Source organism: Myxococcus xanthus, assembly GCF_013116825.1.
In the GTDB taxonomy this organism is placed as follows: domain Bacteria; phylum Myxococcota; class Myxococcia; order Myxococcales; family Myxococcaceae; genus Myxococcus; species Myxococcus xanthus_B.
In genome coordinates this window covers 15,964-27,533 of the sequence record NZ_JABFNS010000010.1, presented here as the reverse complement: position 1 = coordinate 27,533, position 11,570 = coordinate 15,964, and the positions used below count along the sequence as shown (strand labels likewise).

Below are 11,570 nucleotides of genomic sequence, written 5' to 3'. Positions count from 1 at the left end.
GGTTCAGCCCTCGCCCTTCCGCATGGCTTCGATGGGCGCCACCGCGCTGCCTCGCCAGGCCGGCACCAGCGTCGCCAGCAGCACCACGGCCGTCACCGCCACCACCACGGCCACGGTTCCGCCCAGCGCCAGCGCCGGGCGCAGCACCGGCCCGCCCAGGAAGAACTGCAGGGAGCCATCCTCCACCGCCACGCCGTCTCCGGTCGCGAGCCACAGCAGCGCCGCGCCCAGCACCGCGCCCAGGACGCTGCCGATACCGCCCAGCAGCGACCCTTCCAGCAGCAGCGAGGTGAAGACCTCGCGACGTTGCATTCCCACCGCGCGCAGCGTGCCGACCTCCGCCACGCGTTCCCGCGCCAGCAGCAACAGCGTTCCAGCGGCGACCAGCGCGACGAAGGAGGACATCAGCAGCGCGAAGAGCAGCAGCACCGCCTGGAGCATCACCACCAGACCGCCCAGCAGCCCACCCGCATCCTGCCAACCCACCGTGGCCAGGGCTTCACCACCGGGCAGCGCGCGGATGCGGGCCGCGACGTCCTCGGCGGAGGCGCCGGGCGCCAGCACCACCGCGGCCTGCAACACCGTGCCGCGTGAGAGTTCGTCCTCGGAGAAGGTCTCCGGCAGGGCCCGAGCACGCTCGAAGACAGGGGCCTGTTCGGTGTGCGCCGTCTGCGCCTCCGCCTCCACGATGTCGGGCGGATGGAAGGCGTCCAGGGACTCGGGGGGCGCCATGGCCTCCCCTTCCATCCCAAAGGTCTCGAACAGCGCCCGCGCCTCGTCCTGCTGTGCCTGGGTGAAGCGGCCAGACAGGTGCCGCGCCGTGACGAGGTCCACCACGCTCATGGTGTTGACCCGGCCGTCGTCGCCGCCCAGGCCCCGGAAGCGGAAGGTGCCGAAGACTCGCACCGGCACGGCGGTGCCGCTCTCCAGCGGCGTCTTCAGTGACAGCACGTCCCCGGGCTTGAGCCGGTACAGCGGCAGCGAGGGCGCCAGCTCCCCGTAGAACTGTCCGAAGCGGGTGTCGAAGTTGGCGTCGTCCACCGAGAGGAAGCGCGCCAGCAGGGCCTCCAGTTCGCCCGGCTCGCCCAGCACGCGGGCCAGTCCTGCCTGGAGCGCCGTGGCGCGCTCGATGTCCAGGCGAGCCACCAGGTCCGGCACCTCCGCGACGTTGCGCTCCACCAGCGTGCGCAGCTGCTCGTCCTCCGCCAACGTGAGGCCCCGCTCGCGCTCGCGGCGCAGCGTGTCCATGCGCACGGCGATGGGGTGCTTGAAGTGCTGCTCGTACGTCGCGTGCCCCATGACGAGGCCCCGCGTCCCTGGCGGAGGAAGCTGCCCGGAGACGAGCTCGAAGCGCGGGAAGGCCCGGGCGAAGCGCGCCACGTCCGTGCCCAGGTAGTCCACCGGAAGCTCTTCCCCCTCGCCCGCTTGCCGCGCCACGCGGTTCTCCAGCACCTCCAGCAGGCCCTGTGGATCCTCGGTGAGCCGCTCCCAGAAAGGGGGCTCGGCCGCGTCCCGCAGCACGCGCAGGTCATCCGCGAAGGCGGGCTCCTCCGCGAAGGCTTCGCTCCGGCGATCCGCGTTGCGCGCCACGCGCGCCAACGTCAGCCGCAGGTCCTCCCCCAGACGGCGCAGCCGTGCGTCCCGTTCCTCGGAGGCCGGCGCCCGCGCCGCCTCGCGCAACACCGCCAGCTTTTCATCCAGGGCGTTGCCTCGGAACACAGCGCCCATGCCCAGCTCCAGCGGCACCACCGCCTGGACGCCGGGGAGGTCGCGCAGCCGGGGCTCCAGGGCGCCGTAGTCCGGAATGGGTTGCAGGTCCGGGACGCCCCCTGGCCCCACCACCACCTGGGGCGTTCCCGTGGAGGCGGCGGCGTAGACCTGGAGGTCCCCCGCGCCGCTCTCGATGAGACTTCGCCGCGTGCCGTCATGGATGGTGCCCATCAACGACACGCCCGGCGTCAGCAGCGCCGCCGCGCCTGCCGCCAGCAGCCCCACCACCCAGCTTCGGGGGCGGGCCAGCACACCTTGAACAGTGAGCGACCACAGCGTCACGCAGACTCCTCGGTCCGGTGCCAGGCCCGGACAAGGCGTATGCCCGGGTGGGTGGACGCTACAACGGACGGGACGGAGGGACTACCGGCTCGCTCACGTGGGCTCCAGCACGCGCAGGAGCAGGTCCACCTGCGCGTCGCTGAGCACCGAGACGTCCAACTGCGTCAGGTCCACCACGCGCCGCACGTGCTCCGCCAGCGCCGTGGCCGTGGGGTGCTCGAACAGGGCCACCTCGCGCAATTGCAGGCCGGTGCGCTCGTTGATGCGCGCCACCACCCGGGTGGCCTGGAGCGAGCTGCCGCCCAGCGTGAAGAAGTCAGAACCAATGCCCACGCCCTGGGCGCCGAGGACCTCATGGAAGGCGTCCATCACCACCCTCTCGAATGGCCCGGCGGCGGCTCCGTCCCCCGCCCCGGAGAGGTCGGCGGCCAGCGCCTCACGGTCCACCGCGCCGTCCGCTCGGCGGGGCCACTCCGGCAGAGGGTGAAGCACCGCGTCGGAGAGCCCCACGGGCGGGACGTCTCCCGGCCGCTGCACCAGGAAGACATGGGCCGTCTCCAGGCGCTGCCCCTCGCCCAATCCCGCCTGACGCCAGGGCCAGGCCGCCCCCACCACGCCCGACAGCAGGTGCGCGGGCGCGTGCTCCACCGCCAAGGCCACGGAGGCCAGGGCCTGGGATGGCTCCAGCACCCGGTAGCCCGGCGGCGCGGCCCCCAGTGAGCGCGCGAGCCCCGTCTCCCGCACCTGGCTCAGTGATACCGCCACCGCGTGGCGGCCCTGTGCGGTCAACCGCTCGGCGAACCGTTCGAGGAAGGCCGTACCGGCGCAGTAGGCCGCGTGGCGACCCGCGCCCAGCGTGCCCATCAACGACGCCGCGAAGACGCAGACGGCCTGGGGCCTGTCCCTCAAGACTGCCGCGAGGGCCCTCGCGCCCAGCGCATGTGCGGCGGCGCCTCGCACCAGCGTCTCCGGCGTCTCGTGCTCCAACGCGACGGGCGTCAGCGTGCCCGCGAAGTGGAAGGCGCCGTCGAGCGACTGACCGAAGTGCGCCTCCGCGTCCTGCACGGCCTTCCGAAGCGCGACCTCGTTCGTGACGTCCACGGAGACATACTTCGCGGTGCCCAGCTCGGACTCCAGCGCCATTGCCTCGGAACCATGAGGGCGCCGCCCCACGAGCAGCAGCCGGGCGTCCAGCCCCTGCCGCAGCTGACGCGCCCACTCACGTCCCAGGCCACCGAGCGCGCCTGTGACCAGGTAGAGCCCTCCCCGCGTCAAGCGCTGGGGTGCCGCGAGCGCTGGCGGCGTCCACGGGGTGAAGACGCGCTCCCACCGCGTGCCTTCCCGCCACGCCACCTCGCGCGCGGCATCCTGGGAGGCGAGTTCGCGGGCGACAACATGGGCGGTGGCGGACACGTCCGGAGGCGTCCACGCCACCCGCGCGTCCAGCCCCGGAACCTCCGCCACGGCGCTCCAGAGCAGGCCCGGCGTCAGCAAGGCGGCCAGCGAAGCCGCGTCGTCCCCTCCCGACTCCGGAAGCACCGCGAGCACGCGCACGACTGGAGCGCCCTCGTCTCGCCTGGCCAGGGACTGGAGCGCATGAAGCAGCGGCGCCATGCGAGCGACCACCGCCGCTTGCGGCGCGACATCCGAGACCGCCCCCTGGGCAGCTGCGGCAACGCCCCCGGAGACGCCTCCGCCAGGCGCGCTGGAGGCAGCGTCCTGGAAGCGCGCATCCGGAGCCGTCATCTCCCCGCGAAGCAAAGACTCACGAACCGCGGGCGCCTCCGGCAGCAGCACCACCACGTCGCCACAAGGCACACGGCGCTCCGCAAGGGCCTCAATGGCACGAACGAGCTCACCGCTCGCCTCCGGCGCCACCCGCACCACCTCGCGGCCGTCAGCCTGTTTGCGCAATGCCTCAGTGAAGGCTTCGTCCGCGACGACGACCACGGCACCGCGTGTTCCCGCCCTGGACGCCAGCGGCCGAGGCACCCACCGGGACACCGCCAGGCACGGCGGCATCGTGGCGGGTCCGCCCAGGACGCGCAGCGCGCGGTGGTACTCGGCCCCCAGCTCGCCCGCCTCGAAACGGCGACGCAATTCGGTGCGGCCCCGCTTCCCCAACTCCGTGCGCGGCACCTGCTCGCGCGCCAGGGGCAACAGGTGCGCGACATGGAAGCCGAGCACCCGGCCCACCTTCTCCCGGATGCTCCGCAGCAACTCCGCCAGCGGCGGCGCATCCGGCGTGGGCACGAAGCAGACAGCCAGTTCATCCGTCTGGGCCGTGCCGCTCCGCGTCGGGCAGGCCACGGTGTACGACGGCAGCACGCCAGGCACCGACTCCACCACCTCCTCGATGTCCTGCGGGTAGACGTTGTTGCCGTGGAGGATGAGGACCTCCTTCTGGCGGCCCGCGATGGACATCTGCCCGTCCTGAATCACGGCCATGTCCCCGGTGCGAAACCAGCCATCGGCGGTGAAGGAGCGCGCGTTGAGCTCCGCGTCATCCAGGTAGCCGGACAGCACCTGCGCCCCCCGGGCCTGCAGATGGCCGACCTGACCTTCGGGAACCACCGCGTCGGCGTCGTCCACCACACGCAGGGCCGCGCCCACCGGAGGCGGGCCCAGCTCCGTCGCCGCTTCCACGGGATGGGTCCGCACGCCCCGCGTCATCGAGAAGAAGGACGACGTCTCCGCCATGCCCCAGGCCGGACACACCGCGTCCTCGCGCAGTCCGCTGTCGCGAAGGGACTCGGAGAAGCGCCGGAGCGTCGCGGGCAACACGGACTCTCCACCAGAGGCCAGCACGCGCACCTGCTCCAGCCGCCACGCGCGGCGCTCCTCGCGCTCCAGCCGGTCCGCCACCAGGCCGTAGGCGAAGTTGGGGGCCCAGCTCATCGTCCCGCCGAACTCCGTGAGCAAATCCAGCCAGCGCAGCACGTCCGCCAGGACGTAGTCGCGCGCCACCAGCACATGGGGCGTGCGGGTGCGCAGCGCGAGCAGGTGGGGGTAGCTCGTCCCCGCCACGTGGTCCAAGGGCATCCAGCTCACGCCCAAGTCCCCAGGCAGATACCAACCGCCGGCCACCATCCCCTCGCCCATCGCCATCAGGTTGGCGTGCTTCAGCACCACGCCCTTGGGCCGCCCGGTGCTCCCAGATGTGAAGGAGAGGATGGCGGGCGCCTCCGGCTCCACGGCCGCGAGGGGCCCCGGCTCCGCGCCCGACAGGGATTGCAGCGCCAGGGCGCGCAGCCCCGCCTCCGACAGCGGCGCCGTGGCCCTCGCCTCCGTGAGCAGCCACGGTGTCTCCAGCCGCTCCGACACCGAGACGAGCCGCGCGACGCCAGGCTGCGAGCGCTCCAGCGACGCCGGCAGCGCCAGCGGCACCGGCACCACGCCGCCGAGCGTGCAGGCCCAGAAGCCACGCACGAAGTCGCCCGGGCGCTCCATCGCGAGCATCACCCTGTCACCCGACTTCGCGCCCCGCGCCCGCAGACCGCCCCACAGCCGGAGCGCCTCGTCCCAGAGCGCGGCGAACGTCAGCGTCTCCCGCTGCCCCTGTACATCGATGAAGGTGATGACATGACCGGGAGCGTGCGCCACGGCCTGCTGGAGCAACTCGACGAGCGTCCGCGGCGCGCCCGCGGGCATGCTGCGCGGTCCCGAATCGATGAGGGAAGGCCGGCTGCCCGCGTCATTCCGCGCCGGAGTCCGGGACGAAGACACAGGCGCCGCGCCACCCGCCTTCAGTCGCAGCGCGGCGGGAAGCAAGGCGTCCAGCGGCGTGTGGACCTCATCGTCCCGCCGGGCCCCCACGAGCGCCACCGCCTCGATGCCCTGTTGCCGGAGCGCGCCCTCCAGGGACTGAAGCCTCGCGGGCACGGGCGGCGTGCCCCGGCGCAGCGCCGCCGCGTCCACGTCACCGGAGTCGAGCCGGGGCAGCGCGTCCACCAGCGCCACTGCGGGCACATCCGGCCCCAGGCGCTCGTGAAGCAGTGCGTCCAGTTCAGCCGCTCGCACCGCGCGCCGAGGCACCACCCAGGCCACTTCGGGCGACACCCAGACGTCACGGACGCGCGCTTCCGCACGCAGGAACTCCTCGACGAGTTGCACCATCGACGCGCGTGATTCCATGTCTCAAGCGTATCAGAGCCGCTCCCGGCCCTGCCGCGAGGGCACCGGGTTGCACCCGGAGGACGGGTGGGAACAAGCTGTGGGTTCATGGCCGCCCCCCACGAGCCCGTCTCCCTCGCACAGTCACTCCACTTCTGGGCGCGCAACGCCTCCAACGAGTCCGCCCTCTTCCAGACAGCGCTCCGGGTGGGGCTCTTCGACGCACTCACCGTGGAGGGCCGTGGTGAACCACTGCCAGTGGAGACGCTGGCGGAGCGGCTCGGCTGTTCCGCGCGAGGACTCCGCTCACTGCTGGAGTTGCTGGTGTGCCTGGACTTCGTCCGCATGGACGACGCGCGCCGCTTCAGCCTCGCGCCCCACACCGCCACCCTCCTGGGCGACGCCGCCTTCCGCCAGCAGCTCCAAGCCGAGCTCCCCTGGTGGGGCCCCATGGGGCTGCTGGCCGACGCCGTGAAGTCCGGCGAGCCGGTGGACTTCGAGGGTCAGCGCTGGGACGTACTCAGCCACCTGCGCGAGCGACTGGTGGCGCCCACGCCGTTCGCCACTCCCGCGCACGAGGACTTCTTCGACCGCTTCACCCGCAGCGGCCTGCGCACCCAGGTCCTCCTGGCCGCGGGACAGAGCGGGTTGTTGGCGGCGCTCGCCGAGGACGTCCGCACGGAGCAGGCGCTGGGCGAGTCCACGTCCACGCGGGCCCCGGGGGTGCTGCTGGAAGCGCTGGCCGTGCTGGGAATGACGCGGCGTCAGGAGGATGGGTGGGCGCTGACACCTGAGGCGAAGACGCTGCTGGAAGGAAAGGCCCTGGCCTACCTGGTGCGCTCGCTGTCCGTGTCCGCGCGGTACTGGGAGGCCCTCGGGCGCCTGGACGAGACGGTGCGCCACGAGCGCTACGTGCTCGACCTGAAGGACCCCGAGGTGAGCGGGCGCTTCTACGCGGACAACTCCCAGCAAATCACCGCCGTGTTCGCCACCCACTTCCAGCTCAGCCGCCGCGCCGCGGCCACGCTCGCGGGCGTGCGTCCGCTGGAGGGCGCCGCGGTGCTGGACATCGGCACCGGCTCGGGCGTGTGGGGCGCGGCCTTCGCGCGCGCGTCGTCCTCCACACACGTCACGTACTTCGACCAGGCCATCGTGCTGGAGCAGGTGCGCCGCAACGTCGCGAAGCTGGAGGTCGCGGACCGGGCGCGCTTCTGGCCGGGGAACCTCTTCACCCAGGACTTCGGCGCCGCGGACTTCGACGTCATCATCCTCCCCCAGGTGCTCAACGTGCTGAGCCCGAAGGACGTCCCAGACATCTTCGCGCGCGTGGCCCGGGCACTGCGTCCGGACGGCATCCTCGTCATCGCCGAGTACGTGCTCAACGAGCGCCGCGACGGCCCCCTGGACCACCTCTACTTCGGCTTCCGTCGCTTCATGACGAACGAGGGCGACCTGCTGTCCGCCTCCGAGTACGCGAAGCTGCTCGCGGACGTGGGCCTCACCGCGTCCGTCTGCATCCCCCTGCCCACCCAGGAACTGGTGTTCGCCGCGCGAGACGGCGTGTCCCTGCCCACCGCGCTGGCCCCGCCGCCCCGGCCGCCTTCTGCCTGACACAGCGCGATACATCTGACACAGCGCGATACATCTCCCGCCCCTCGCCTTGCCCGGAGAAGGGTGCCCGGTTAGCGTTCCCTCTGTCCGCCCCCCTCGCCCCGAAAGGTCTCCCGTGAGCGCCGCGCCGCAGGAGGACAGCGACGCCCTGCCGTCCCCAGCCGCCCGGCCCGTGCGTGGCGTGCGCCCGACCTCCGTCGCCGCGAGACTGCGCGCCGAATACGCACGAGAGGTCGCCGCGCTCGGCTACCACGCGCACTCCGTGCCCGGCGCGTTGGCCCACCTGGCGCTGCACCTGGGCCTGGCCGTGGCCATGGCGGCGGCGTTCGAGCTGCTGCTGCCACACGCGCCGCGCGCCGCCTGGCTCGTGTACCCCCTGCTGGCCTTCCTCATCGCGACGCGCTTTCGCGCGGTGGGCAACATGCTCCATGAGGCGTGTCACGGCATGCTCGTGCGCGGCAAGCGCCACAACCGGAACCTGGGGCACCTGCTGGCGGTGCTCGACCTGACGGCCCTGGACCCGTATCGCAGGGACCACTTCAGCCACCATCTCCACCTGGGCGACGCGGAGAAGGACCTGGACTTCCAGCCGCGCCGCCGCTTCGGCTTCGCGGACCCGGACCGGCCCTTCGTGAAGTCACACCTGCTGCGGCCCCTGCTGCTCATCCACCTGCCCGCCTTCATCCGCCCGGTGTTGTTCCACCGCGAGGACCCGGTCTGGGTGACGCTGCTGCGCTGGAGCTTCATCGGCGGCCTGCTCGCCGTGGCGCACTTCGTCGTGGGTTGGGACGTGTTCCTGCGCGCCTACGTCATCCCCTACTTCGTCGCCTACCAGGTCATCCGCTACTGGTCGGACGCGGTGGACCACGCGGGCATCATCTCCTCCGCGGACGAGTTCCACCGCTCCCGCAATCACGTCTTCGCGTGGGGCTGGCTCAACCGGCTCGTCTTCCCGCGCAACGACGAGTACCACCTCACGCACCACCTCTTCCCCGCGGTGCCCACGCCCTTCCAGGGGCGCGTGCACCAACTGCTGCTGCGCGACGCGGACTATGCCGCGCGCGAGCATGCCTTCTCATCCCTGACGCGGTAGCGCGGGCGCTCAGCGCGCGGTGGCGCGCTCGATGGCGTCCAGCGCCTCGGAGAAGCGCTCCGGCGCGATGCCCAGTCCCAATCGGAAACCGTGCCCGCGCTCCAGCGGATGCGCTCCGTCCGGAGAGCCCGCCTCCATGGCGCTCAGCGGCAGGACGAACACGCCCGCGTCCGACAGGGCCTTGAGCAGCGTCTCCGCGCTGGCGTCGTCCCGGGCCTCCCGCAGGCCGATGCAGGTGACGAGCCCACCCTGGGGCGCGACGCCGTAGACACCGCGCGAGCGCGCCAGGAAGGCAGAGAGCGTGGCGCGATTGCGCAGCCAGTCCTCCCGAGCGCGGCGCAACGCGGGGCTGTCCAGGTCCCGCAACACCTCGCGCGCCACCCACTCCGTCACCGGATTCACGGTGTGCGTCGTGTAGTTCTTCTCGTTCTGCATCCGCGACAGCATGGCCGTGTCACCCACCGTCCAGCCGATGCGCAGCCCCGGGCAGCCCAGGCACTTGATGAAGGAGCCGGTGACGAAGTGCCGCGAACCCGGCCGGTACACGGACGCGCCCAGCACGGACGTCTCCGAGGACAGGAAGCGGTAGTGCTCGTCCCCCACCACGGTGGCGCCCGTCCGCTCCGCCCAGCGCTCCACCGCCGACAGCAGCTCCGCCGTCAGCACCAGGCCGCTGGGATTGTGCGGGTTGTTGATGATGACGGTGTCGGGCTGCTCGCGCTCCAGCCGCTCCAGCCACAGGTCCGCGTCCACGGACGGCACGCCGTTCACGTCCCATGTCACGGGCAGCCGCACCACCTCCGCGCCCTGCCGCTGGGGCAGCTCGTAGAGGAGCTGGAACGCCGGCCACGCCAGGGCCACCTTGCGCGGGCGGAGCTGGCGGAACAGCAGCAGCAAAGCCTCGCTGGTGCCGGTGGTGATGAGGACGTTGTCCCGCGAGGCGCCCGGGTGCATGGCCGCCACCGCGTCGCGCAGGTCCGCGCGGCCCCAGTTGGGGCTGTCATTCAAGGGCGTGGAGAGGAACACCTCGGCGGCGCGCTCGGCGCTGACGCCCGAGCCGAGGAGCAGCTCGCCCACGGTGACGGGGCGTCCACCGGACTCCCCCAGGTTGAAGCGCGCGGTGAAGCGCGAGCCCTCCAGATAGTCCTCCATGAAGAAGGTGCGCAGCGGTTCCATGATGCTCCCGAAAAGGAATCAGGCGGAGAGGGCGACGTCCGGCCACGCGACGTCTCCCCGATGAGCGATGACGACCTGCTGAATGGGCATGTCGAAGCCGCGGGCGTCCGTGAGGCCCACCGGCCCCAACAGCGCCCGGAACTCCGGCAGGGACAGCACGTCCCCCTCGTTCGTCACGTAGCGGCGCAGCGCGAAGTAGAGCGCGTCCAGCGGGCCGTCGCGCCGGTCCGTCAGCAGGTAGCCGGAGATGAGCAGCAGCCCGCCGGGACGCAGCGCCCGAGCCAGCCGGGCGAAGAAGCTCGGGAGCTCCGAGGGCGGCAGCGCGGGGATGATTTGCGGCAGCAGGATGACGTCGTAGCGGGACTCGCCGTAGTCCACCGACAGGCAGTCCCCCGCCCACAGCTCGGAGCGGGCCTCCAGCTTCAGCTTCGTCAGGTGGGGCCGCACCGCGTCCAGCACGTGCGGCGAATCCAGGTACGTGACGTGCGTGGTGGGGTCCGCCAACCCGAAGGCCGCGCCCCACACGCCCGAGCCCGTGCCCACGTCCAACACGCGCGCCTGTGCCAATGGCCGCATCGCCTTCACCAGCGTCGCGGCCTGCCGGCTCAGCCGCAGGTGCGAGGCGAAGATGCTGGAGATGCGTGAAGCGTTCTCCTGGTAGATACGCCGCGCCGTCTCCGGGTCACGCAAGTCCAACCGGAAGCGCTGCTCGCGCACCGCTTCGTCCAGGTGCCCCAGCGCCTCCCAGTAGGCCATGGTCGCCGGCAGCGCCCGCTGGAAGTACGGGAGGCTCTGGGCGTCCAGCGCGCGGCTCGCCGCCTCCGTGAAGCCCCAGCCTGTCTCCCGTGCCTGGACGATGCCCATCGCCGCCAGCGCGCCCAGGAGCACCTCCAGCGCCTCCGCCGACGCGCCCACTTCCCGCGCCAGCGCGTCCAGCGTCACAGGCCCACGCACCAGCTTCACCAGCACGTCCAGCTCCGCGGCCGTCACCAGCGCCAGCGTGCGCGCGGGGTTGCGGGCGAAGCGGTCATGGAAGTCCCGGGCCTCGGCGCTCGGGGTGGATGGCGCGGGCGACAGGAACAGCGCGCGGTACCACCCGAGCACGTCCCACGACGCCCCGCCCCACGCCACGGGGCCTCCAGCGCGCACGGCCTGGGGCAGCAGCGCCAGCGGATGCCACCACCGCCGCGCCTCCCGCAGCCCGTCAATGAACGCCTCATCCCGGAGAAAGGCCGCGGTCGACGCGGGCAGCGAATACCCCCGCCCCTCCTCCAGGTGGACGAAGCCCAACGCGACCAGCGGCTCGACGACGGAGCGCGTCCCTCGCCAGGTGCCGCCCACCCGCTTCGCGAGCACCGCCAAGGACACCGGCGCGCCCGAGCCCGTCTCCGGGAGGTGGCCGAAGAGGCCGAGCGCGAAGGCGGCCTGGAGCGCCGCCGCTTCGTTGCTGGCGTCTCGCGCGTAGAAGTTGAGCTGTTGAACGAAGGCGGGGGACGGCGCGGAAACGGGCTGAGACACGAAGCAA

The 11,570-nt window shown here is 72.3% G+C and carries 6 protein-coding genes; 2 read left to right on the top strand and 4 right to left on the bottom strand.

Annotated features, from left to right (window positions below; genetic code table 11):
* Positions 1 to 3 precede the first annotated feature (3 nt).
* Both HNV26_RS04780 and HNV26_RS38885 read right to left on the bottom strand, forming a co-directional pair.
* Positions 4 to 2,052 (bottom strand): FtsX-like permease family protein, encoded by a 2,049-nt coding sequence (locus HNV26_RS04780; protein ID WP_171440229.1) that lies wholly within the window; start codon positions 2,050 to 2,052, stop codon positions 4 to 6.
* A gap of 93 nt (positions 2,053 to 2,145) precedes the next feature.
* The gene (locus HNV26_RS38885) at positions 2,146 to 6,186 is read right to left on the bottom strand and encodes a non-ribosomal peptide synthetase (protein ID WP_301338432.1); all 4,041 of its coding nucleotides are present in this window, start codon (positions 6,184 to 6,186) and stop codon (positions 2,146 to 2,148) included.
* 87 nt (positions 6,187 to 6,273) lie between these two features.
* Between HNV26_RS38885 and HNV26_RS04770 the strand changes: the two genes are divergently transcribed.
* The gene (locus HNV26_RS04770; RefSeq protein ID WP_216611806.1) at positions 6,274 to 7,776 is read left to right on the top strand and encodes a class I SAM-dependent methyltransferase; all 1,503 of its coding nucleotides are present in this window, start codon (positions 6,274 to 6,276) and stop codon (positions 7,774 to 7,776) included.
* Positions 7,777 to 7,891: 115 nt separating this feature from the next.
* Positions 7,892 to 8,869, top strand: coding sequence for a fatty acid desaturase (locus tag HNV26_RS04765; RefSeq protein WP_171440227.1), 978 nt, complete (start codon positions 7,892 to 7,894; stop codon positions 8,867 to 8,869).
* A 9-nt stretch (positions 8,870 to 8,878) separates the two neighbouring features.
* Here the strand turns inward: HNV26_RS04765 and HNV26_RS04760 are convergent, their stop codons facing one another.
* Complete coding sequence (locus HNV26_RS04760; protein WP_171440226.1) at positions 8,879 to 10,045, bottom strand: pyridoxal phosphate-dependent aminotransferase; 1,167 nt, start codon at positions 10,043 to 10,045, stop codon at positions 8,879 to 8,881.
* An 18-nt stretch (positions 10,046 to 10,063) separates the two neighbouring features.
* A complete protein-coding gene (locus HNV26_RS04755; RefSeq protein WP_171440225.1) occupies positions 10,064 to 11,563 on the bottom strand; it encodes a class I SAM-dependent methyltransferase in 1,500 nt (499 codons plus the stop codon).
* Positions 11,564 to 11,570: the final 7 nt, after the last annotated feature.

What these genes read in the sequence shown, in the direction of transcription:
- HNV26_RS38885 (WP_301338432.1), bottom strand. Translation starts at nt 6,186, where the DNA reads ATGGAATCACGCGCGTCGATGGTGCAACTCGTCGAGGAGTTCCTGCGT.
- HNV26_RS04770 (WP_216611806.1), top strand. Translation starts at nt 6,274, where the DNA reads ATGGCCGCCCCCCACGAGCCCGTCTCCCTCGCACAGTCACTCCACTTC.
- HNV26_RS04760 (WP_171440226.1), bottom strand. Translation starts at nt 10,045, where the DNA reads ATGGAACCGCTGCGCACCTTCTTCATGGAGGACTATCTGGAGGGCTCG.